23 protein-coding genes are annotated in these 23402 nt (G+C 56.8%); 14 read left to right on the forward strand and 9 right to left on the reverse strand.

The window, feature by feature from the left end:
- Positions 1–124: 124 nt before the first annotated feature.
- The 3 genes from CKW31_RS05800 to CKW31_RS05810 form a co-directional block, all read right to left on the reverse strand.
- On the reverse strand, positions 125–457 hold the full coding sequence (locus CKW31_RS05800) for a YnfA family protein (protein ID WP_095093445.1): 333 nt from the start codon (positions 455–457) through the stop codon (positions 125–127).
- 239 nt (positions 458–696) lie between these two features.
- Positions 697–1512: an SDR family oxidoreductase gene (locus CKW31_RS05805; protein WP_095093446.1), complete on the reverse strand. Its 816-nt coding sequence runs from the start codon at positions 1510–1512 to the stop codon at positions 697–699.
- Between the two features lie 117 nt (positions 1513–1629).
- Entirely contained in the window at positions 1630–2001 is a 372-nt protein-coding gene (locus tag CKW31_RS05810; RefSeq protein WP_095093447.1) for a DUF2784 domain-containing protein, read from the reverse strand.
- A 232-nt stretch (positions 2002–2233) separates the two neighbouring features.
- Between CKW31_RS05810 and CKW31_RS05815 the strand changes: the two genes are divergently transcribed.
- A complete protein-coding gene (locus tag CKW31_RS05815) occupies positions 2234–2392 on the forward strand; it encodes a DUF3309 family protein (RefSeq protein ID WP_080238018.1) in 159 nt (52 codons plus the stop codon).
- Between the two features lie 503 nt (positions 2393–2895).
- Here the strand turns inward: CKW31_RS05815 and CKW31_RS05820 are convergent.
- The 3 genes from CKW31_RS05820 to CKW31_RS05830 form a co-directional block, all read right to left on the reverse strand.
- The gene (locus CKW31_RS05820; protein WP_027899412.1) at positions 2896–4554 is read right to left on the reverse strand and encodes a cation acetate symporter; all 1659 of its coding nucleotides are present in this window, start codon (positions 4552–4554) and stop codon (positions 2896–2898) included.
- Positions 4551–4862 carry a DUF485 domain-containing protein gene (locus CKW31_RS05825; RefSeq protein WP_002552552.1) on the reverse strand — a complete coding sequence of 104 codons (312 nt, stop codon included), beginning with the start codon at positions 4860–4862 and terminating at the stop codon, positions 4551–4553. The genes CKW31_RS05820 and CKW31_RS05825 overlap by 4 nt, the downstream gene beginning before the upstream one ends.
- A gap of 635 nt (positions 4863–5497) precedes the next feature.
- A complete protein-coding gene (locus tag CKW31_RS05830) occupies positions 5498–6346 on the reverse strand; it encodes a glycine betaine ABC transporter substrate-binding protein (protein ID WP_095093448.1) in 849 nt (282 codons plus the stop codon).
- A gap of 1245 nt (positions 6347–7591) precedes the next feature.
- On the opposite strand from CKW31_RS05830, the gene CKW31_RS05835 reads away from it, so the two are divergent.
- The 4 genes from CKW31_RS05835 to CKW31_RS05850 all read left to right on the forward strand — a co-directional run bounded on the left by CKW31_RS05835 (position 7592) and on the right by CKW31_RS05850 (position 12025).
- Positions 7592–8890: a serine/threonine protein kinase gene (locus CKW31_RS05835; RefSeq protein WP_095093449.1), complete on the forward strand. Its 1299-nt coding sequence runs from the start codon at positions 7592–7594 to the stop codon at positions 8888–8890.
- Positions 8883–9695 carry a VacJ family lipoprotein gene (locus tag CKW31_RS05840; RefSeq protein ID WP_095093450.1) on the forward strand — a complete coding sequence of 271 codons (813 nt, stop codon included), beginning with the start codon at positions 8883–8885 and terminating at the stop codon, positions 9693–9695. The genes CKW31_RS05835 and CKW31_RS05840 overlap by 8 nt, the downstream gene beginning before the upstream one ends.
- Positions 9696–10062: 367 nt before the next feature.
- Complete coding sequence (locus CKW31_RS05845) at positions 10063–10917, forward strand: pirin family protein (protein WP_095093451.1); 855 nt, start codon at positions 10063–10065, stop codon at positions 10915–10917.
- A gap of 331 nt (positions 10918–11248) precedes the next feature.
- The gene (locus CKW31_RS05850) at positions 11249–12025 is read left to right on the forward strand and encodes a DeoR/GlpR family DNA-binding transcription regulator (protein WP_095093452.1); all 777 of its coding nucleotides are present in this window, start codon (positions 11249–11251) and stop codon (positions 12023–12025) included.
- Positions 12026–12099: 74 nt separating this feature from the next.
- On the opposite strand, the gene CKW31_RS05855 is transcribed toward CKW31_RS05850, so the two are convergent.
- Both CKW31_RS05855 and CKW31_RS05860 read right to left on the reverse strand, forming a co-directional pair.
- Positions 12100–13284, reverse strand: a complete 1185-nt coding sequence (locus CKW31_RS05855) for a patatin-like phospholipase family protein (RefSeq protein ID WP_095093453.1) — start codon at positions 13282–13284, stop codon at positions 12100–12102.
- Positions 13285–13303: 19 nt separating this feature from the next.
- Entirely contained in the window at positions 13304–14236 is a 933-nt protein-coding gene (locus CKW31_RS05860; RefSeq protein ID WP_095093454.1) for a lipid A biosynthesis lauroyl acyltransferase, read from the reverse strand.
- Positions 14237–14355: 119 nt separating this feature from the next.
- Between CKW31_RS05860 and minC the strand changes: the two genes are divergently transcribed.
- The 5 genes from minC to CKW31_RS05885 all read left to right on the forward strand — a co-directional run bounded on the left by minC (position 14356) and on the right by CKW31_RS05885 (position 18573).
- Positions 14356–15096, forward strand: a complete 741-nt coding sequence (minC, locus tag CKW31_RS05865; protein WP_095093620.1) for a septum site-determining protein MinC — start codon at positions 14356–14358, stop codon at positions 15094–15096.
- A gap of 209 nt (positions 15097–15305) precedes the next feature.
- The gene (gene minD, locus CKW31_RS05870) at positions 15306–16118 is read left to right on the forward strand and encodes a septum site-determining protein MinD (RefSeq protein ID WP_027898644.1); all 813 of its coding nucleotides are present in this window, start codon (positions 15306–15308) and stop codon (positions 16116–16118) included.
- Complete coding sequence (minE, locus tag CKW31_RS05875) at positions 16118–16372, forward strand: cell division topological specificity factor MinE (protein ID WP_027898645.1); 255 nt, start codon at positions 16118–16120, stop codon at positions 16370–16372. Before minD ends, minE begins: the two co-directional genes overlap by 1 nt.
- Positions 16373–16452: 80 nt before the next feature.
- Entirely contained in the window at positions 16453–17088 is a 636-nt protein-coding gene (locus tag CKW31_RS05880) for an RluA family pseudouridine synthase (RefSeq protein ID WP_095093455.1), read from the forward strand.
- A 195-nt stretch (positions 17089–17283) separates the two neighbouring features.
- Complete coding sequence (locus CKW31_RS05885) at positions 17284–18573, forward strand: M18 family aminopeptidase (protein WP_095093456.1); 1290 nt, start codon at positions 17284–17286, stop codon at positions 18571–18573.
- Positions 18574–18743: 170 nt separating this feature from the next.
- Here the strand turns inward: CKW31_RS05885 and CKW31_RS05890 are convergent, their stop codons facing one another.
- The gene (locus tag CKW31_RS05890) at positions 18744–19463 is read right to left on the reverse strand and encodes a UTRA domain-containing protein (protein WP_095093457.1); all 720 of its coding nucleotides are present in this window, start codon (positions 19461–19463) and stop codon (positions 18744–18746) included.
- Between the two features lie 361 nt (positions 19464–19824).
- On the opposite strand from CKW31_RS05890, the gene CKW31_RS05895 reads away from it, so the two are divergent.
- From CKW31_RS05895 to CKW31_RS05910, 4 genes are all read left to right on the forward strand, one after another.
- Positions 19825–20892 carry an ABC transporter substrate-binding protein gene (locus CKW31_RS05895; RefSeq protein ID WP_095093458.1) on the forward strand — a complete coding sequence of 356 codons (1068 nt, stop codon included), beginning with the start codon at positions 19825–19827 and terminating at the stop codon, positions 20890–20892.
- Positions 20893–20971: 79 nt separating this feature from the next.
- On the forward strand, positions 20972–21778 hold the full coding sequence (locus tag CKW31_RS05900; protein WP_095093459.1) for an alkaline phosphatase family protein: 807 nt from the start codon (positions 20972–20974) through the stop codon (positions 21776–21778).
- Positions 21775–22617 carry an ABC transporter permease subunit gene (locus CKW31_RS05905; RefSeq protein WP_095093460.1) on the forward strand — a complete coding sequence of 281 codons (843 nt, stop codon included), beginning with the start codon at positions 21775–21777 and terminating at the stop codon, positions 22615–22617. Before CKW31_RS05900 ends, CKW31_RS05905 begins: the two co-directional genes overlap by 4 nt.
- Entirely contained in the window at positions 22604–23401 is a 798-nt protein-coding gene (locus tag CKW31_RS05910) for an ABC transporter permease (protein WP_095093461.1), read from the forward strand. The genes CKW31_RS05905 and CKW31_RS05910 overlap by 14 nt, the downstream gene beginning before the upstream one ends.
- The last annotated feature ends 1 nt before the right edge of the window (position 23402 follow it).

Raw genomic sequence — 23402 nt, forward strand, 5'->3', positions numbered from 1 at the left:
GAGAGCAGAGTGCATGGCCTGTGTACGGTCATCAATTGGTCGGGAAAAATTCAGTAACGTCCTTCGTCCCCGCCGGAACCAGCCGAAGGAAATGTCTTACATAGCTGTGAAATACGTAGGAAATTTACGGCGCTGACCAGCGCGGACCGAACAGTATAATGCTCGCGCCGACCACACAAAGCGCTGCGCCCAGCCAGTCTGATGATAATGGCCTGACCCGCTCGATGATCCCCAGCCAGGCGATCGAAGCAATAACGTAGATCCCGCCGTAAGCCGCATAGGCCCGACCGGCATACGCCGCCTCGACCCGGGTCAGCAACACAGCAAACAGAGTCAGACTGATCAGCGCGGGAATCACCCACAGCGCGCTCTTGCCCTGCCGCAGCCACATCCAGAACGCATAGCAACCCGCGATCTCAAACAATGCCGCCAGGAAAAACCACAGGTAATTGAGCACAGAAATTCTCTTCAACGGTTGCAATGGATGGCGGCAACCGTATCAGAAAATATGGGCTGTAACGAAAGGCATGCGGCTAAAAGAGAGCGCTTATGAACACCACGACGGTTGAACCGGGACGCGGTCATGTGGGAGCTGGGCTTGCCCGCGATAAAAGCACCTCGATCTATCCTGAATTGCGTCCAGCCTTATCGCGGGCAAGCCCGGCTCCCACATAGATCAAATTCACAGCTGGTAACTTACTCCCTGACCTGCCGCGCCTTCGCCCGCATTTTCTGGCACATGCCTGCCATCTCGTCGTACAGCGCGTGGGGATTCTTCTGCTTCAATTGCCAGGCCATACGTCCTTGCTCGTGGGGCAAGATCATGAATTCCCCTTGAGCGACGTGTTCGAAAATGTAATCAGCAATATCCGTAGCAGTGATCGGCGAGCTCTCCAGCAACTTGCCGATTTGAGCTTTCATCGTCGGCGTCGGCCCGCGGAAAGAGTCCAGCAGGTTGGTCTGGAAAAACGACGGGCACACCACGTGGACACCGACTTCCTGCTGACGCAGCTCCACCAGCAGGCTTTCCGACAGCGCCACCACCCCCGCTTTGGCGACGTTGTAGTTACTCATGGCGGGGCCCTGCATCAGGGCGGCCATGGACGCGATGTTGATGATCTTGCCCTTGCTCGCCTCCAGCATCGGTAGAAAAGCCTTGCAGCCTTTAACAACGCCCATGAGGTTGACCGCGATTTGCCAGTCCCAGTCCTCGAGGGACAGCTCGTTGAAGAAACCACCCGACGCCACACCTGCGTTGTTGACGATAATGTCGATACCGCCAAACTTCTCTTCACACGCTTGCGCCAGTGCCGTGAGCTGGCTGTAGTCGCGCACATCACAGCGCTGCACGAAGCCATCGCCACCGACCTCGCGCACTTGCTTCAGAGTTTCCTGCAAACCGAGATCGTTGACGTCAGACAATGCCAGATGCCAGCCCTCCCGGGCCCAGCGTAAAGCGATTTCGCGACCCAGGCCGGAACCTGCACCGGTGATCATGATGCGATTGTGCATAGCAAACGCCTTGTGGTTAGGGGCTCGTGTTTTTTACGACGTGGGCCCAGTGTAACCACGGAATTCGTCACTTCGCCCCACCATCAGGGCGCTGAATGACCCGGGCAAACCCACGGCCTACGCGGGCTTTCGCCATACACGGATGATGAGCCAGCCATACACCGCAAGGTTACTGGTCAGCACTATCGCACCCAGCCAGAGCTGGATCTGCGGAGTCAGGCCTGCGGGATAAATCAGCGCGACCAGATAATGTTCGATGAAGCCAGCCTCGTAACCCTCGCCGCCAGCGCGTACCCGGAGGGCGTTTTCCAGAGGGGTCAGTGGGCAGTAGAGGTGAAAAAACTCCACCACCGCGCCCCATATCATCGCGGGCACATGCAACACCATCACCCACCGCCAGCGCAAAACCAGCAGCCCGCCAAACAGCACGAAGACGATAAACAACAGGTGGACGACCAATACAGCATCAGCTCCGAGACGATAGAGCATTTAAAATGTCCTCAGCGGGCGCAGACGAAAATGAAAACAGCTACGGGTGTTTAAAGTTCAACCTGATTTAGGCAACTATAAACTTTTTTCAAAATGTAAACTTTCTCACGTTTCCGATGGACTTTTTCCGAACGCCTACAGTCGGATCAATGAAGCAGCACAAACTTTATGCCATCGGGCGGAAGCTTGAACTGTTCTAGCCATCTACCAAGAACTAAGGAAGGAAATCATCATGGGCATCGGCACTATTCTTATCATCGTCCTGATCCTGCTGTTGATCGGCGGTCTGCCAGTATTCCCGCACTCCCGCAGCTGGGGCTACGGTCCATCGGGCATCATCGGTACCGTTCTGGTGATCCTGTTGATTCTGGTGTTGCTGGGACGGATATAACGTTCCCGCACCAGCAGTAAAAAAGCCCCGCTTATAGCGGGGCTTTTTATTGGAATATCAACTAATAACTTCCAGCGCTTAACTACCAAATTCCCTTTTCATCTAACCACTTGATGGCAAAGTGTCTGACAATCCTCCATCTCGGCCGTCGTAAACTTCGATGACTTCTATCAAACAAAATTCAACCACCTGATTTGGAATGCGTTTTCTGCAGGCGCTCACGAGTACCGCGAGGCGGCGAGAGCGTCCTTTCTGATAAATCGCCATCGCGGCCTCGCGGTGCTCGTGCGCTCCTACAAGTGTATGTAGCACCGTGTCAGGAACGCGGGGTGCTCTTATCGACAACACTGCAGCTTCCAGATTGAATCCTGTTCTGTAGGAGATCACCGAGGTTACGAGGCCAGCGATGGCGAAGTGTCAGACAAGCCGCCATCGCTACCAAGATCCTCACTGCAATAAAAAAGCAGCCCGAAGGCTGCTTCTTGTAGAGCACTTCCTACTGTTTAGTGCGACACCGCACCGCTGGCACCCAGGCCAGTCTGCGAGCGTACGAACTGCGGATAGAACAAGGCGCGCTCCCCCTCTGCCGCTTTCGACTTGTCGGTAATCGAGAAGAACCAGATACCCACGAATGCGATGGCGATGGAGAACAGCGCCGGGTATTCGTACGGGAAGATGGCTTTCTCGTGATGCAGGATCTGCACCCAGATGGTTGGACCCAGAACCATCAACACCACGGCGCTGATCAAGCCCATCCAGCCACCAATCATGGCGCCACGGGTGGTCAGGTTTTTCCAGTACATGGAAAGCAGCAGGACCGGGAAGTTACAGCTGGCAGCGATGGAGAACGCCAGGCCCACCATGAACGCGATGTTCTGGCTTTCGAACGCGATACCCAGAAGGATTGCCACAACTGCCAGAGCAATCGTCGTCATCTTCGAGACACGGATTTCGTCCTTCTCGTTGGCTTTACCGGCTTTGATCACGCTGGCATACAGGTCGTGGGAGACCGCCGAAGCACCCGCCAGGGTCAAACCGGCAACCACTGCCAGAATGGTCGCGAACGCTACTGCCGAGATGAAGCCCAGGAACAGACTGCCGCCCACCGCATCGGCAAGGTGCACCGCTGCCATGTTGTTACCACCCAACAAAGCGCCCGCTGCATCTTTGAACGCCGGGTTGGTGCTGACCAGCAGGATCGCGCCGAAGCCGATGATGAAGGTCAGGATGTAGAAGTAACCGATGAAGCCAGTGGCATAGAGCACGGATTTACGGGCTTCCTTGGCATCGCTTACGGTGAAGAAGCGCATCAGGATGTGCGGCAGACCAGCGGTACCGAACATCAGTGCCAGGCCCAACGAGAACGCCGAGATCGGATCTTTCACCAGACCGCCCGGGCTCATGATCGCTTCACCTTTAGGGTGAACCTTGACCGCCTCGGAGAACAGCATGTTGAAGTCGAAGTTGACGTGCTTCATCACCATCAGCGCCATGAACGATGCACCGGAGAGCAGCATCACGGCTTTGATGATTTGTACCCACGTGGTGGCCAGCATGCCGCCGAACAGCACATACAGGCACATCAGGATACCGACCAGAATCACGGCAACGGTGTAGTCCAGGCCGAACAAAAGCTGGATCAACTTACCGGCACCGACCATCTGTGCGATCAGGTAGAACGCAACCACCACCAGCGAACCGCAGGCAGACAGGGTGCGAATCTCTTTCTGCTTGAGTCGATAGGACGCCACGTCAGCAAAGGTGTATTTGCCCAGGTTACGCAGGCGCTCGGCGATCAGGAACAGAATGATCGGCCAGCCCACCAGGAAGCCGATCGAGTAGATCAGACCGTCATAACCCGAGGTGTACACCAGCGCGGAAATCCCCAGAAAGGACGCCGCCGACATGTAGTCACCGGCGATAGCCAGACCGTTCTGAAAACCGGTGATCTTGCCGCCCGCTGAATAGTAGTCCGACGCTGTCTTGTTCTTTTTCGAGGCCCAATAAGTGATGTACAGGGTGAAGGCGACGAACACCACGAACATGACGATCGCGGAGATGTTCAGGGGTTGTTTCTGCACAGCGCCGGTCAACGCATCTGCCGCCCAGAGGGACGGTGCAAAAGCGGCCAGGCCGAATGCTGCTGATAGGCGCCCGATCATTGCTGTGCCTCCTTCAGGATGGCGTTGTTCAGGTCATCGAACTCACCGTTGGCACGGCGAACATAGATGGCTGTCAGCACAAAAGCAGACAAGATCAGGCCGACCCCAATCGGCATTCCCCAGGTAATAGTCGATGTCGGGCTAAGTTTCGCGCCCAGAATGTGTGGTCCGTAAGCAATCAAAAGGATGAAAGCGGCGTAAAGCCCGAGCATGATCGCTGAAAGAATCCAGGCGAACCGCTCCCTTTTGGATACCAGCTCCTTGAAACGGGGGCTGTTTTGAATCGAGAGGTAAATGCTGTCGTTCATTGTTTTTGTCCTCGCAGCACAGATGAGATGTCACGTATTGCACTTTAGTCCGGTCTGGCAAGCTCTCCAGACGACCTTAGTATTAGAGCGACATTCCCGGCTGAAACCGGGCCTGAGGAGTAGCGCGGTCTATGTGGGAAATTCTATGTATGCCTGCAAGCTGACGTGGGACCGGCTTTAGCCGGGAAGGCGGTTTTTCTGCAGATAAAGATTCAGCGTCTGTCCCGGCCTCTTCCCGGCTGAAGCCGGTCCCACTGAATGGCGCAGGTCCTGTGGGAGATCGCCCGGTGTCCCTGACACAGCGCTGTCGCGTAGCAACATTGGACCTGTAGGAGTGAGCTTGCTCGCGATTCGATCTCTTGATCGACTAATTTGTCGCCTGGACTGACGCTATCGCGAGCAAGCTCACTCCTACAGTGAAAGCATTCCAAATCAGGTAGTTGCATTTTGTTTGATAGGAGATGGGCTTGCCCGCGATACATGAGACGCAGGTAGAAGGCATACAAAGTTATTGTTTATAGATCAGATTCGGCCCTGCCAAGCATCCAGCATCTTCACCAGACACAAAAACCTGCCAATAAAAAACCGCCCGGTCGTTAACCGGGCGGCTCAGGATGTTACGTCAGACGTGGCGTTTATTTACCCGTCCACTCCTTCACGCGATCAGGGTTCTTGGCAACCCAGGCCTCGGCCGCGGCTTCAGGTTTGGCGCCATCCTGGATAGCCAGCATGACTTCGCCGATTTCATCCTTGGACTTCCACTGGAATTTCTTCAGGAACTCGGCAACTTCCGGTGCCTTGGTCGCCAGTTCTTTGCTGCCGACGCTATCAACGGTTTCAGCCGCGCCATAGACGCCTTTTGGATCTTCGAGGAATTTGAGTTTCCACTTGGCAAACATCCAGTGCGGCACCCAGCCGGTCACTGCGATGGATTCCTTCTTGTTTTCAGCGCGAGTCAGCTCTGCAATCATCCCGGCGCCGGAACTTGCCTGTAACTTGTAGCCGTCCAGCCCGTAATCCTTGATCGCCTGATCGGTTTTGATCATGACGCCCGAGCCCGCATCAATACCGACAATTTTCTTCTTGAAGGAAGCATCGGTCTTGAGATCTTCAATGCTGTTGGCCTCCACGTACTCAGGCACGATCAGGCCGATTTTGGCGTCCTTGAAGTTGGAGCCGTAGTTCACGACGTTGTCTTTGTTCTTCGCCAGGTACTCGCCATGAGTGACCGGGAGCCAGGCCGACAGCATCATGTCCAGCTTGCCGGTGGCAACGCCCTGCCACATGATCCCGGCAGCTACTGCCTGGAGCTTCACGTCATAACCCAGCTTTTGCTTGATCACCACAGCGGCGACGTTGGTCGTCGCAACGCTGTCGGACCAACCGTCTACGTAACCGATACTCACTTCTTTGGCATGTGCCAGCGTGGAACTGACAGCAAGTGCCAGTGCGGCACCCACGCCCAGGATTTTTCGCATCTTCATCGTTACTTCCCCGGTAGTCTCGCGCCCGACATCGGTCAGGCATCGTTAACGTTTTTATAAAGACCGCAGTCCGCGCCCAGCCTTGGAGCACCGCGCACTTTTTCACGCCTCAGTGATTCGGCGAATGATGGCCAGCATCGTATCGCCCGTTGATCATCAACCCCCGAGGCAATCCGACATGCTCTGTCAGCGACATCAAGACACGGAGAAACGACATCGGCGTGCCATCAGCGACAACCTTGTCGTAAAAAGCAGTCGCTTCCGTCCGGAAATTGCATGTCGAACCGCGTCCACTGCGTTAACGCTTTCGAAGATCCTGCTCAAGGTCAGGGCCAGCTAAGTGCATCAGCTTGCCCTGGCCCCACGTGACAACGAGCGCTACCGGGTAACGCGCGTTGATGACAGGAGTGTTACCGACAGCCCGGCAACCGCTGTAACAGCGTGTAACACGGGAACAGATTTACCCGCCTCCCTCCCCGCCCCCGACTCACGAAAAACACAACTCATTGTTTTATATGGGTTTATTAAAGTTGGCACAGCTTCTGCTATATCTCTGGCATAACAAGAATAAAAATGCGGCACACCTAATAAGAACAAGACGTATCGGCTCTGACATAACAAGAACAAAGGCACAGAGACGCAGCTAACAGATTTTTTTGGAGTGGATCAGCTTCACAGAGGCGCCTTCGGGCTCTCGCAACCGGGCAGAGAATAATAAAACTACCTTCAGGTAGCTCCAGAACTGGTTGGATCGCAAGGTCGAAGTGAGTCAGCGCTCAAAAAAATACGTTTGCTCTTGATCCCGGATGGGGATCGAACAAGAACGCAGTAAAGGGATCGGTCGCCAAAAACAACAACAGGCCACCCTAAAACAATAAAAAAAGAGCACGTAAAACCATTTAAAGGGGAGCCTCGGCTCCCCTTTATGCTGTCTGGGATTTGTGACGCCCGGCCTGTTGTTTGAATCACCCTATGTCTGTAGGAGCTCACGAGCAACGCGAGGCAGCGATAGCGATGTGTCAGGCAGTCCGCTATCGCTGCCTCGCGTTGCTCGTGAGCTCCTACAAGGTTTGATTCCATCCCTTACCGCTATAAAAAACCACACCACTGCTCTCTTGACGCCAGAGAACGTGTATTGTCTCGATCTATTTACAAAGGTTCGCTTGCGAGTAGGGCACTTTGGCACTACACCGATGGTCATAGCCCGCGTATCTCATCAGCACTTCTTTCCCAAGGGATCTAGTCATGCTCCGTTTCCTGCGCTTCGCTGCCATTGTCGGCGGCCTCTGTTTGAGTGCGTCCGCTATGGCGGTCGATGTCGACCCCGCCACGTATGGCTTTCCTTTAAAGAACCCTTTTGAAGCGACCATTGCCACCACGCCTCCCGACATGCGTCCAGAGTTGCCCGCCGACGATGACATCGATCAGGACGACTACACCCTGAATCTGCGTCCGGAGCGCGAGTTCACGTTGCCGGACAATTTCTGGGCCGTGAAAAAGCTGCGTTATCGCCTGGCAAAGCAGGATCATGCCGCACCGCTGATCTTCCTGATCGCCGGCACCGGCGCGCCGTATAACAGCACCATCAACGAATTTCTCAAGAAGCTTTATTACGGCGCGGGTTATCACGTCGTACAGCTGTCGTCGCCAACCAGCTACGACTTCATGAGCTCCGCCTCACGTTTCGCGACACCGGGCATTTCCACCGAAGATGCTGAAGACTTGTATCGCGTGATGCAGGCGGTGCGTGCTCAACAAACCGAGCTGAAAATCACCGACTTTTACCTGACGGGTTATAGCCTTGGGGCCCTCAACGCCGCGTTCGTCAGCCGTCTGGACGAGACCCGCCGCAGCTTCAACTTCAAGAAAGTCCTGCTGCTCAATCCGCCGGTCAACCTTTACACCTCGATTTCCAACCTCGACAAACTGGTGCAAACCAACGTCAAGGGCATCGATAACAGCACCACTTTCTATGAGCTGGTACTGGCCAAACTGACCCGTTACTTCCGTCAGAAAGGTTACATCGATCTCAACGATGCTCTGCTGTACGACTTCCAGCAGTCGAAGCAGCACCTGACCAATGAACAGATGGCGATGTTGATCGGCACCTCGTTCCGCTTCTCGTCAGCCGATATCGCTTTCACGTCCGACCTGATCAACCGTCGCGGCCTGATCACGCCACCGAAGTTTCCGATCACCGAAGGCACGAGCCTGTCACCGTTCCTGCGTCGTGCGCTGCAATGCGACTTCGATTGCTACCTGACCGAGCAGGTTATCCCGATGTGGCGCGCCCGCACCGATGGCGGCAGCCTGCTGCAACTGGTGGATCAGGTCAGCCTGTATGCGTTGAAAGATTACCTGCACAGCAGCTCGAAGATCGCCGTCATGCACAACGCTGACGACGTGATTCTTGGCTCTGGCGACCTGGGTTTCCTGCGCAAGACCTTCGGCGATCGCCTGACCGTTTACCCTTACGGCGGCCATTGCGGCAACATCAATTACCGCGTCAACAGCGACGCCATGCTGGAGTTCTTCCGTGGCTAAACGTCTTTTACTCCTCGCTGCCCTGCTCTGCGCAGGAACCGTCCAGGCTGCCGACGTCGTCAACAGCAACATTGCTGAACACCCGGCCACCGTGCTTCGTCAGGACGATGCCGACGGCTTTACCCAGCCGCTCAAGTCATTGCAGTTCAACCCGGGCCTGGATCAACGGGAATTCGAACGCGCCACGCTGACGGCGCTGGAAGTCTATGACCCGCTGGAATCCTGGAACCGTCGCGTCTACCACTTCAATTACCGCTTCGACGAGTGGGTGTTCCTGCCGGTGGTCAACGGCTACCGCTACGTCACCCCAGGTTTCGTGCGTACCGGCGTCAGCAACTTTTTCTCCAACCTGGGTGAAATTCCCAACCTGCTGAACAGCCTGTTCCAGTTCAAAGGCCAGCGCTCGCTGGAAACAACCGGTCGCCTGCTGGTTAACACCACCATCGGAGTTGTCGGCCTCTGGGACCCGGCCACCATGATGGGCCTGCCACGTCAGAGCGAAGACTTCGGTCAGACGCTAGGCTTCTACGGCGTACCGGCCGGCCCCTACCTGGTGCTGCCGCTGCTTGGCCCATCCAACCTGCGTGACACTGGCGGCCTGCTTTTCGACTTCACGGCCGAATCGCAGATCAACTTCCTCAACGTGGCTCAGGTCAGCAGCGATCACCCGGAGCTCCTCCTGCTGCGTGCTATTGATCGCCGCTACAGCACCAGCTTCCGCTACGGCCAGATGAACTCACCGTTCGAATACGAGAAAGTGCGTTACGTCTATACCGAAGCCCGCAAGCTGCAGATCGCCGAATAACAGTAAGGCGGTACAGAAAACGGCCAGCCGGAGTGATCCGGCTGGCCGTTTTTTTGTGCACACTCACACCCTGGTCGAGAATGCGATCACCCTGTGAAGCTTGGGGTAGCGACGTGGGACCAGCTTCAGCCGGTAAGGCGGAATTTCAGACGATGAATATGGCGTGGATGTACTGGCCTCTTCCCGGCTAAAGCCGGTCCCACGTCGTCACATCCGGTTGCGCGCAAACATAGAATCTCCCACGAACTGATCGCATTCCCAATCACGCCGCAAGCCATCAACAAACCCGATCAATTACCCGGAAAATCTTCACCCATCAATCAATCAAACAGGCATAGCATGGTCGCCATTGATGAGGAGAAACTCCATGAGCCAATTTCGCAAAGTGCTGTCGATTCAAGCCGGGCAACCCGCGTCGGATGGTGCCGGTGTAAAGCTGACCCGCGTTTTCGGAGGACAGGGTGTTGAGCAGTTCGATCCGTTTCTGATGCTCGACGAGTTCGGTTCCGATAAGCCAGATGACTACATCGCGGGTTTCCCGCCGCACCCGCATCGGGGTTTCGAAACAGTGACCTACATGCTTGAGGGTCGTATGCGCCATGAAGATCACATGGGCAATGTCGGCTTGCTGCAGGGTGGCGGTGTGCAGTGGATGACCGCAGCGCGAGGCGTTATCCACAGCGAGATGCCGGAACAGGAAGAAGGTACGATGCGTGGCTTCCAGCTGTGGCTGAACCTGCCGGGCAAGACCAAGCTGAGCGACGCCAGTTACCAGGACATTCAGCCGGAGAACATTCCGCGCCTGACCACCAGCGATGGTGTCGAGGTGGTGGTGATCGCCGGGCAGTTCGATGACGGCCAGATTCAGCAGGCCGGTGCCGTGCAGCGTCCAGACACCGAACCGCAGTATTTCGACTTCCACATGCCCGCTGGCAGCAGCATCAGCCCGCGTGTTCCTGATGGGCACCGGGTGCTGCTGTACGTCTACGAAGGCAGCCTGGACGTTGCAGGCCAGCCGCAGACTGTCAGTACCAGCCGAATGGTGCGCTTGTCCGAAGAAGGCGAATTGCAACTGAACACCGCAAACGGTGCCCGGGTATTGTTGATCGCTGGCAAACCGCTGCGTGAACCCATCGTGCAGTACGGCCCGTTTGTGATGAACACCCGTGAAGAGATCGAACAGGCTCTGCGGGATTTTCGGGATGATCGGTTGACGGCGTGAATGCTGTTTTGGGTTGTCGGCACTGACGCCCTAGGGCAGCCGCACTCCTGCGGGAGATATCAGATTAATTGTAGGAGCGAGGCTTGCCGGCGATAAGGCTGGACGCGATATACCTGATATCTGCGGTGCTCTTATCGCGGGCAAGCCTCGCTCCCACAGGATTTATGCGATCCGCAGGACCGGCTTCAGCCGGGAAGAAGCCAGTGCAGTCGCTACATCTGTGCCGTCAGAGAGTAAGCGTTCCGGTAATACGTTTGACTTCAGGATAAAAGAACAGGATATTCGCGCTTGGTTCTGCTCGTTTATGATTGGTCTTGAAGGGTTTTGAAGCATGATCTCCACACTTGAAGCGTTCCCTGGAGAACGCCAGCAATTAATTCAAGAGCGCCTGGTAAGGCACGGACGTGTGATTGCGACTGATCTGGCAAGTGAGTTCGGTGTATCCGAGCACTCCATAAGACGCGACCTGAGTGCCTTGGCGGCGGCTGGACTTTGTAAGCGCGTCTACGGTGGGGCGATCCTGATGCGTGAATCGGAAGATCCGATGGACGTCCGGGTACTTCAGGACTCGTCGCGCAAGGAAAGACTTGGTAAGACTGCCGCCTCGTTTTTGACCTCAGGACAACATGTATTCATTGACGCGGGCTCTACGAATATGGCGATCGCCTGCGCGATAGATCCCAAGTTGCAACTGACCGTGGCGACTAACTCACCATTGATTGCAGTGCAATTGATGAAACTGCCCCGCGCCGAAGTCATTCTATTGGGAGGGCGTCTGAATCCGAAGACAGGGGGTGTGACCGGATTAAGATCAGTCCAGCAATTACAGCAGTTCAACTTTGACTGTTGCTTTATCGGAGCCTGCGCCATCGACCCTGATAACGGCGTGACCGCATTCGAATTAGATGACGCCGATTTTAAACGCGCGGTCATCGCGGCGAGCGGCCAACTGGTTGTCGCAGCGACGAATGAAAAGCTCTCTAGCGTTGCGCATTATCAAGTGGCGGAGTGTCGCGAGGTAGCAGCCCTGGTGGTTGAACATGACGCTCCACGAGAAAGGCTGGAGCCCTTCTTTACACAGATTTCCAATGTCGTCACGGCACGTTGAAATCGCCGGCAGCCAGCGCAATAAAGTGCCGGTACCGAACTGTCTATCAACGTCAGATAGTCAGCCTTCCCGGCTCACTCAATCCGCAAAAAACGCTTCAACTGTTCGCCCTGCGCCATGGCGTCATAACGCCCCAGCTCAATCAATTCCCGGCAGTATCCTGCTTCAAACAACAGATAGCTGAGCACACTGGCACCACTGGTTTTGGTCGCCCCCGGCCCGCGCAAAAACGTGCGTAAAGCTCTCGGCAGTTCATGACGATGGCGGGCAGCGATCTGGTCGATGGGCTGGCTCGGAGCAATGATCAAGACCTCCACAGGGGCCAGGCCTTTCTCACGCACACGATGCTCGCAGGGCAGCATGTCACTGACCAGATTCATCCGTTCCAGCACTTCGATGTCGCTTTCGAGATTATCGATGAAGGTGCTGTTGAGCATGTGTCCGCTGATCTGCGCGAGGGTTGGCTGACTGCCGTTCGTGACACGCTGCACCTGCCGGTTGGCATCAGCACCTCGCGGATTACCGCTGACACCCACTACCAGGACTCGATTGGCTCCCAGATGCAGCGCGGGACTGATCGGTGCTGACTGTCGCACCGCACCGTCGCCAAAATATTCCTGATCAATCTTTACCGGCGCAAACAGCAACGGGATCGCCGAGCTGGCGAGCAAATGATCAATGGTCAGTTGCGTCGGCACTCCGAGTCGACGATGGCGCAGCCACGGATCGATGGTGCCCTTGCCCTGATAGAACGTCATGGCGTGGCCAGACTCATAACCAAACGCAGTTACTGCTACCGCCCGCAGGTGTTTGGCTGCAATTGCCGCATCAATGCCTGACAGGTCAAGCCGCTCAGTGAGCAGGTCTCGTAGCGGCGAGCTGTTGAGCAAGGCGACTGGCACTCGGGAGCCAATCCCCAGCAGGCTGTTGCCGAAGAAACGCCCGGCCTGACTCATCACGCCTCGCCAGTCGCTACGCAGCACTTGATGGCTGCGAAATCCCTGCCAGAACTCGGTCAATTGATGCACTGCCGTACGGAAGTGCAATGCTCCGCTGGCCAGTTTGACCGCGTTGATCGCGCCTGCGGACGTCCCGACAATGACCGGAAACGGATTGGGCGCGCCCGGAGGCAGTAAATCGGCAATCCCCGCCAACACCCCAACCTGATAAGCAGCCCTCGCCCCACCACCAGACAGAATCAACCCGGTAACGGGTTCTACATCATTCACAGCATCCATTGCGATGACGGGTTCGAGCATTTAGCTGCGCCTCAGTTGATCACGTACGCTTCTTATAGATTTTTGGCTCGCCCGGAGGTCGGCTTTTGAATCGACGGTGCGCCCAGAGATACTGCTCAGGACACTCCGTAATGGCACTTTCTACCCATTGATTGATGCGCAAGCAATCGACTTCATCACTTTCGCCCGGAAAATCCTGCAACGGCGGATGAATAACCAGCCGATAGCCACTTCCGTCAGCCAATCGCTGCTGAGTAAACGGTACGACTTGAGCACGCCCCAGCTTGGCAAATTTGCTGGTGGCCGTCACGGTGGCGGCCTGAATGCCGAACAACGGCACGAACACGCTTTGCTTGGCGCCGTAGTCCTGATCAGGTGCGTACCAGATCGCGCGACCGGCACGCAGCAGCTTGAGCATCCCCCGCACGTCTTCACGCTCTACCGCCAGTGAATCCAGATTGTGGCGCTCACGACCGCGACGCTGAACAAAATCGAACAGCGCATTTTTGTGCTCGCGGTACATGCCATCAATAGTGTGTTGCTGGCCCAGCAATGCAGCGCCCACTTCAAGCGTAGTGAAATGCAGCGCCATGAGAATAACGCCCTGCCCTTGCTGCTGCGCGGCCTGCAGGTGTTCAAGACCTTCGATGTGCGCCAGTTTGGCCAGACGCTCCTTCGACCACCACCAGCTCATGGCCATTTCAAAAAAGGCGATGCCTGTGGATGCGAAATTTTCCTTGAGCAGACGCTTGCGCTCATCGCTGGACAGATGCGGGAAGCACAGCTCCAGATTGCGCGACGCAATGTATTTGCGATCAGTGGCAAACCGATACATCACCGCGCCCAGCAGCCGCCCGATGATCAATAGCGCGCGGAATGGCAGTTGAACAACCAGCCACAACAGCCCGAGCCCCAGCCATAGCGGCCAGAAACGGGGGTGAAGAAAATAAGCTCGAAAACGCGGGCGATCCATTAAAGCGTCCATCAAAACCATGGCCGCGCATTCTACAACGGTTCGACCCCGCTTGCGGCTAGCGGGCGTTATCGTTATAAGTCTCGGCACTTTTAGCGACAAGCCGTTGTATGCCGACCATGAGCCAAAACGAATCGCAAGAACAGGAACCTGTCTTCCAACTCAAGGGCAGCATGCTCGCCATCACTGTGCTGGAGCTGGCCCGTAACAACCTTGAGGCCCTCGACCGCCAATTGGCAGCGAAAGTGGCCCAGGCACCGAATTTTTTCAGCAATACCCCGCTGGTGCTGGCCCTCGACAAACTTCCCGCCGACAGCGGCGCCGTGGACCTGCCCGGCCTGATGCGTGTGTGCCGTCAGCACGGCCTGCGCACCCTGGCGATCCGCGCCAACCGTATCGAAGACATCGCCGCAGCCATCGCAATCGATTTGCCGGTATTGCCGCCTTCAGGTGCCCGCGAGCGCCCACTGGACCCGCTGGAAGGTGAAGCGGCGAAGAAAAAAGCCGAAACACCGCCCGAGCCAACCGTCAAACCGACCCGCGTGATCACCACGCCCGTACGCGGTGGTCAGCAGATCTATGCCCCCGGCGGTGATCTCGTGGTGATTGCCCCGGTCAGTCCCGGTGCGGAACTTCTCGCCGATGGCAACATCCATGTTTACGGTCCACTGCGCGGCCGAGCGCTGGCAGGAATAAAAGGCGACACCAAGGCGCGAATCTTCTGTCAGCAAATGGGTGCCGAGCTGATATCCATCGCCGGGCAGTACAAGGTTTCGGAAGATTTACGCAGGGATCCACTGTGGGGTACGTCGGTACAGGTCAGCCTGTCAGGTGACGTGTTGAACATCATCCGGCTTTAACGGATACTGCGCCATTTTCAAAGCATCCCTGATTCGTCGCGAAAACGTAGCAAAGGTAGTAGGAAATCCAGGGGCTTTCATCGTTCCTGGCAAATCGCTCTCAAGGTAGGACGCCTGACAGCTTTCAATTTCCATCATTGTTCGACGGTCGCCGCTTCAAGGGACGCTCTTCAGGACTCAATGTCCTTTTCCTCTAGGGGTGATACACCTTGGCCAAGATTCTCGTGGTTACATCCGGCAAGGGTGGTGTGGGCAAGACCACCACCAGCGCCGCCATCGGTACCGGTCTCGCACTGCGCGGCCACAAAACTGTCATCGTCGACTTTGACGTCGGCTTGCGTAACCTCGACCTGATCATGGGCTGCGAGCGTCGTGTGGTGTATGACTTCGTCAACGTGGTAAACGGCGAAGCCAACCTGCAACAAGCGCTGATCAAGGATAAAAAGATCGAAGGCCTGTTCGTGCTGGCGGCCAGCCAGACTCGTGACAAAGACGCGCTAACCAAAGAAGGCGTGGAAAAAGTCCTGATGGAACTCAAGGAATCCTTCGAGTACATCGTCTGCGACTCCCCGGCGGGTATCGAAACCGGTGCTCACCTGGCGATGTACTTCGCTGACGAAGCCATCGTCGTGACCAACCCGGAAGTATCGTCGGTACGTGACTCGGACCGCATGCTGGGCCTGCTGGCCAGCAAGTCCCGTCGTGCCGAGCGCGGCGAAGACCCGATCAAGGAACACCTGCTGCTGACCCGCTACAACCCGGAGCGTGTCAGCAAGGGCGAGATGCTGGGCGTCGATGACGTCAAGGAAATCCTCGCGGTGACTCTGCTGGGCGTGATCCCGGAGTCCCAGGCAGTACTTAAAGCTTCCAACCAGGGCGTGCCGGTCATCCTCGACGATCAGAGCGATGCTGGTCAGGCTTACAGCGATGCCGTTGATCGTCTGTTGGGCAAAGAGCGCGAGCACCGTTTCCTGGACATTCAGAAGAAAGGATTTTTCGAACGCCTGTTCGGGGGTAACTGATGAACATTTTCGACTTCTTTCGTGCCAGCAAAAAAGTCAGTACCGCGTCGGTTGCGAAAGAGCGTCTACAGATCATCGTGGCGCATGAACGCGGCCAACGTACGACTCCGGACTACTTGCCAGCCCTGCAAAAAGAGCTGGTCGAAGTGATCCGCAAGTACGTCAACATCGAGTCCAACGACGTGCAGGTTGCTCTGGAAAACCAGGGCAGCTGTTCGATTCTGGAACTCAATATCACCCTGCCAGATCGCTAGATCCGGCGGTTGCCTGCGGCGGCATCAGCACCATTCTTACGAGTGGGGCTGATGCCGCCGTTGCGTTTAGAGGCCGTTAAATGCCGTTGTCGAACATCCGCATCATTCATCAGGACGCTGGCGTGCTGGTGATCGATAAGCCGACCCTGCTGCTTTCCGTCCCCGGTCGTGCCGAGGACAACAAGGATTGCCTGATCACCCGCCTGCAGGAAAACGGTTACCCCGAAGCTCGCATCGTTCATCGCCTGGACTGGGAAACCTCCGGGATTATTCTGCTGGCCCGCGATCCGGACACCCATCGCGAACTGTCCCGGCAGTTTCATGATCGGGAAACAGAAAAAGCCTACACCGCGCTGTGCTGGGGTGAACCAACGCTGGACAGCGGCAGCATCGACCTCCCCTTGCGTTACGACCCACCCACCAAGCCTCGGCATGTGGTGGATCACGAAGCTGGCAAGCATGCGCAGACGTTCTGGAAGGTACTGGAGCGTTGCGGCCATTACAGCCGTGTCGAACTGACGCCGATTACCGGACGCTCTCATCAATTGCGGGTACACATGCTGTCGATCGGGCATCCGCTGCTGGGCGATGGTCTGTATGCACATCCGGAAGCACTGGCCGCGTATCCGCGCTTGTGCCTGCATGCGAGCATGTTGAGCTTTACCCATCCGCAGAGTGGCGAGCGGTTGCGGTTTGAGTGTCCTGCGCCGTTTTGATTGAGCTTTGGCCGTTGTCTCTGCGGCGTATCTATCGCGGGCAAGCAACGCTCCCACAGGGGAACTCGATCTCATGTGGGAGCGGTGCTTGGTCTGGGCCGCATCCGGACGATAAGGTCATCACAACTCAAATGACTTGCCACCGCGCCCGACACCAATACGGTAAACTCCCGCCATTGCTGTCTGGAGTGACTTATGCGCGATGAGCTGAACAAAGGCCTGATTGATTTCCTCAAGGCTTCTCCTACCCCTTTCCATGCGACCGCCACCCTCGTTCAACACCTTGAAGCTGCTGGCTTCCAGCGCCTGGACGAACGCGAAACCTGGGCCACTGAAACCGGTGGCCGGTATTACGTCACACGCAATGACTCATCAATTGTGGCGTTCCGCATGGGCCGTCAATCGCCACTGACCGGCGGCATCCGCATGGTCGGCGCCCATACCGACAGCCCCTGCCTGCGGGTCAAGCCACAACCTGAGCTGCAGCGTCAGGGTTTCTGGCAACTGGGCGTCGAAGTCTACGGCGGCGCCCTGCTCGCGCCGTGGTTCGACCGTGACCTGTCCCTGGCTGGCCGCGTTACTTTCCGTCGCGACGGTAAAGTCGAAAGCCAACTGATCGACTTCAAGCAGCCGATTGCAGTGATCCCCAACCTGGCGATCCACCTCAACCGCACTGCAAACGAAGGCTGGACGATCAACCCGCAAACCGAGCTCCCGCCCATTCTGGCTCAGGTCGCCGGTGATGAGCGCGCAGATTTCCGCGCATTGCTCACCGACCAGTTGGCGCGTGAACACGGCCTGAACGCCGATGTGGTGCTCGATTACGAGTTGAGCTTCTACGATACGCAAAGCGCTGCCGTGGTTGGTTTGAATGGCGACTTCATCGCGGGCGCACGTCTGGACAACCTGTTGTCATGCTACGCCGGTCTGCAAGCGCTGCTGGGCACCGACACTGACGAAACCTGCCTGCTGGTCTGCACAGACCATGAAGAAGTAGGCTCGTCGTCGGCCTGCGGCGCTGACGGCCCGATGCTGGAGCAGATCATTCAGCGCCTGCTGCCCGACGGCGCAGATTACGTGCGTACTATCCAGAAATCATTGCTGGTTTCGGCTGACAACGCTCACGGCATCCACCCTAACTATGCCGAGAAGCACGACGCCAACCACGGCCCGAAACTCAATGCCGGTCCGGTGATCAAGGTCAACAGTAACCAGCGCTACGCCACCAACAGCGAAACCGCCGGGTTCTTCCGCCATCTGTGCATGGCCGAAGAAGTGCCAGTGCAAAGCTTCGTGGTACGCAGCGACATGGCCTGCGGCTCAACCATCGGCCCGATCACCGCCAGCCACCTGGGCGTGCGCACCGTGGACATCGGCTTGCCGACGTTTGCCATGCACTCGATCCGGGAACTGGCGGGCAGTCAGGACCTGGCGCATCTGGTGAAAGTACTGACCGCATTTTATGCGAGTCATGAGTTGCCATAAGTAAGAGGGCAAGCAGGTCCATGCTCCGGCTTGCCCAAGCCTGTCTCACTGAAGTACTGACGTGGGACCGGCTTTAGCCGGGAAGGCGGTGTTCGGCAGATGAAAATGTAGTGATTGAACCGACCCCTTCCCGGCTAAAGCCGGTCCCACGCCTTACTGCTCATATGACCTTAGATATCCCGCACCACCGCACTCACATGAATCGCATCATGCCGCCAGTACTCCAGATCACAGTCAATCAAGCGGCCGTTCTGATCGAAGTTCACCCTTGCGATACGCAAGCCTGGGCTACCCAGTGAAACCTTGAGCGCCGCCGAGGCTTCTGCGTGGAGCGCGGTGGGCACCATCTCGAAGCGGACCTGGCCGTAACGCAGGTCATAGCGGCTGGCGTAAAGCTCGGTCAGTGACTGATTGAGGTCGTAATCGAGGATGCCGGGAAAGTATTCCGGGTTCAGGTAATGCTCGACGTACAGCACCAGACGCTGGTCAATGCGCCTCGCACGGCAGATCTGGATCACGCTGGACAACGCAGGCAATTGCAGCATTTCACAGATTTTTGCAGAAGCCGGTTGCAGGCGTGCAGAAATGACCTGGGTATCGGCAACCCTGCCCTGGGCCTCGACCATGGCGTGGAAGTGGCTGCGGCGCATCAAGTCGTAGGCAAGACGTGGCGGCGAAATAAACCATCCGCGTCTCTCCTCTCTATAAATAAGCCCCAACGCTTCCAGCTGCACCAATGCCTCACGTAAGGTGATACGCGTGGTGTCGAACACCTCACTCAACTTGCGTTCTGCGGGCAACTTGCTGCCGGGCGGCAAAAGACCATGCTCGATCTGCTCTTGCAGGGCATTACAAATCGTTGTGACCGCACGGGGCACTTCTTCGCGCATCAGGCTTCCTTTCTGGACTAGACCAGCGCCAAAACAGCGCACTCTTTATTCTCGCTGCACGCATCAGTGCGCAGAAACAGCCTACGGAGTGTAGATGACTGCTCCATGACAACGCCCATCACAAACCATGCCAGCCTCATTTGAAAAACTGCTGAAGGCCTTTCAGATCAAGGCTTTCATCATGGTCTACGCTTAGTCCGCACGTGGCGAGCCGACTCAACCTTCGGCAGACAATGCGCCGCAGCAACATAAAAATGTCATCGAAAAAGCTTAACTTGGCTCAGGTATTGCTGACCTAGACCAACCAACCCGCAACGATCACTTCTAAAAAGATCTTTCAGAAGTGCACAAGGAGCTTCGAATGAAACACCTTTTGCTGGCATCACTCCTCGGTTCCGCTATCGCTCTCAGCACGTCAGTCATGGCGGCAGACGCTGACCTGAAAACCCTTGAAGCAGCCGCCAAGGTTGAAGGCGCAGTCAACAGTGTTGGCATGCCGGACGACTGGGCTAACTGGAAAGACACCTGGGCCGACTTGCAGACCAAATACGGCCTCAAGCACATGGACACTGACATGAGCTCGGCCCAGGAAATCGCCAAGTTCGACGCGGAAAAAGACAACGCCAGCGCTGACATCGGTGACGTCGGCGCGGCCTTCGGCCCTATCGCAGCCGCCAAAGGCGTAACCCAGCCGTACAAGCCAAGCACTTGGGATCAGGTTCCTGACTGGGCGAAAGACAAAGATGGTCATTGGGCACTGGCCTACACCGGCACCATCGCTTTCGTGGTCAACAAGAAGTTGCTGCACGGTTCCGAAGTACCCACCAAGTGGTCTGACCTGAAGGAAGGCAAGTACAAGGTTACCGTGGGTGACGTGAGCACCGCGGCTCAGGCCGCCAACGGGGTTCTGGCCGCCGCGATTGCCATGAAAGGCGACGAAAGCAATATCGCGCCCGGTCTGCAACTGTTCACCGAACTGGCCAAGCAAAAGCGTCTGGCCCTTAACAACCCGAATATCCAGAGCATGGAAAAAGGCGAAGTTGAAGTGGGCATCGTCTGGGATTTCAACGGCCTTAGCTACAAGGCCAAGATGACCAATCCGGATGACTACGTGGTACTGATCCCGTCCGATGGCTCGGTCATTTCCGGCTACACCACTATCATCAACAAATACGCGAAAAACCCTAACGCTGCCAAGCTGGCCCGTGAATACATCTTCAGTGACGCCGGTCAGATCAACCTGGCCAAAGGCAACGCCCGCCCGATTCGTGCCGAGCACCTTACCCTGCCACCTGAAGTGCAGGCCAAGCTGCTGCCAAACGAGCAGTACAAAGGCGTGACGCCAATCAAAAACGCAGCAGCATGGGAGAAAACCTCCAAAGCGCTGCCACAGATGTGGAACGAGCAAGTCATCGTTGAAATGAACTGATGCGCTACGGGCCTCAAGGATGAGGCCGTTTTCCACCGTCATTCCCCAAAAAGCCTGTGCCTGCCGGAGCGATTGGCTCATGAACCACAATGTCATCCTCATCGTGCTCGACGGCCTCAACTACGAAGTGGCCCGACATGCGATGGGCCATCTGCAGGCTTACGCCAACGCAGGTCGAGCCTCGCTTCACAAGCTGGAATGCGAATTGCCGGCACTCTCGCGCCCGCTGTACGAATGCATCATGACCGGCGTACCGCCGATTGAAAGCGGCATCGCCCACAATCAGGTGTCACGCCTTTCCAACCAGCGCAGCATGTTTCACTACGCCACCGATGCCGGGCTCAGTACCGCCGCGGCGGCCTATCACTGGGTCAGCGAGCTGTATAACCGTACGCCGTTCGATGCCGCCCGTGATCGCCACACGGATGACGTCGAATTACCGATTCAGCACGGCCATTTTTACTACGCTGACCATTACCCCGATTCGCACCTGTTTGCCGACGCAGAAAGCCTGCGGGTCAGGCACGCGCCGAATCTGCTGTTGATTCACCCCATGAATATCGACGACGCCGGGCACAAGCACGGCCTCGACAGCCCGCAATACCGCAACAGCGCGCGCAGCGTTGACATCATCATCGCGGATTACCTGCAAGGCTGGCTCGACGCTGGCTATCAGGTCTTGATCACTGCCGATCACGGCATGAACAACGACCGCTCCCACAATGGCCTGCTGCCCGAAGAGCGCGAAGTCCCACTGTTCGTGCTGGGCGACGCGTTCAGCCTGAGTTCTGCGGCTGCGCCCAAGCAAACCGAGCTGTGCGGCATCGTCTGCGAACTGCTCGGTGTGCCCCACGACAAACCGGTCTGCAGGGAGATTCTCAAGTGAGCACTAACAATCGCGGCAAATGGCTCGGGCTGCTCTGCCTGCTTCCGTTTGCACTGTTCTTCTTCGTGTTTCAGATCGCGCCGCTGGGCTGGGTAGCGATCAACAGCCTGCATTCCGAAGCTGGCTGGGGCCTCGAAAACTTCATCAAGGCCTTCGACTCGCGGTTCTATCGCCAAGCCATGCAGTTCAGCCTGGAGATCAGTTTCTGGTCCAGCCTGTTCGGCATCATCATTGCGGTGCTGGGCAGTTATTCGCTGCGCAACGTGGATTCGCGCCTGCGGGACTTCGTCAATTCGTTCGCCAACATGACCAGCAACTTCTCCGGCGTACCGTTGGCCTTTGCGTTCATCATTCTGCTCGGCTTCAACGGCGCCGTAACCTTAATGCTCAAGCAGGCGGGGATCATCGAAGATTTCAATCTGTATTCGAAAACCGGGCTGATCATCCTGTACACCTACTTCCAGATCCCCCTTGGCGTATTGCTGCTGTACCCGGCCTTCGATGCCCTGCGTCAGGACTGGCGTGATTCGGCATCATTGCTTGGCGCCAGCAGCTTTCAGTTCTGGCGCTACATCGGCTTGCCAGTGCTAACCCCTGCCCTGCTCGGCACCTTCGTCATTCTGCTGGCCAATGCCTTGGGCGCTTACGCCACGGTCTACGCCCTGACCACCGGCAACTTCAACGTGCTGCCGATCCGCATTGCAGCCATGGTTGCAGGTGATATCAGCCTCGATCCAAACATGGCCAGCGCGCTGGCGATGATTCTGGTCGGGTTGATGACGCTGGTCACTGTCGTTCATCAGTGGTTGCTGAAGAGGAGCTACCATGTCTCGCGCTGAAAGAGGCCCAGCCCGGTTTTATCACCGAGCGGTCGTTTATCTGCTGTTCTTCATCCTGCTGCTGCCTCTCGCCGGTACGCTGCTGTATTCGCTGGCCACCAGTTGGTCGGCAAGCATTCTGCCCAGCGGCCTGACCTTCAAATGGTACATCGCGCTGTGGAGCGATCCGCGCTTTCTCGCTGCATTTGGCCAGTCGCTGCTGGTCTGCGTTGGCGCGCTGATCTTGTCCGTGGTGCTGATCCTGCCATTGCTGTTTGTGGTGCATTACCACTTCCCGCGCCTGGATGCGCTGATGAACATCCTGATCCTGTTGCCCTTCGCGGTGCCGCCGGTGGCATCGTCCGTGGGCCTTCTGCAGCTGTATGGTTCCGGGCCGTTCGCGATGGTCGGTACGCCGTGGATTCTGATCGGCTGCTACTTCACCGTCGCCCTGCCATTCATGTACCGGGCGATCAGCAACAACCTGCAAGCGATCAACCTGACCGACCTGATGGACGCGGCGCAGTTGCTCGGCGCCAACACCTGGCAGGCTGCGTTTCTAGTGGTGTTGCCCAACCTGCGCAAAGGCTTGATGGTCGCCCTGCTGCTGTCGTTTTCCTTCCTGTTCGGCGAGTTCGTGTTCGCCAACCTGCTGGTCGGCACGCGCTATGAAACCCTGCAGGTGTACTTGAACAACATGCGTAACAGCAGCGGCCACTTCAACAGTGCGCTGGTGATTTCCTACTTCCTCTTCGTGTTGCTGCTGACCCTGGCCGCCAATCGTTTGAATAAGGACAAAGACTGAT

The organism is Pseudomonas sp. Irchel 3A5 (assembly GCF_900187575.1).
Lineage (GTDB): Bacteria > Pseudomonadota > Gammaproteobacteria > Pseudomonadales > Pseudomonadaceae > Aquipseudomonas > Aquipseudomonas folii.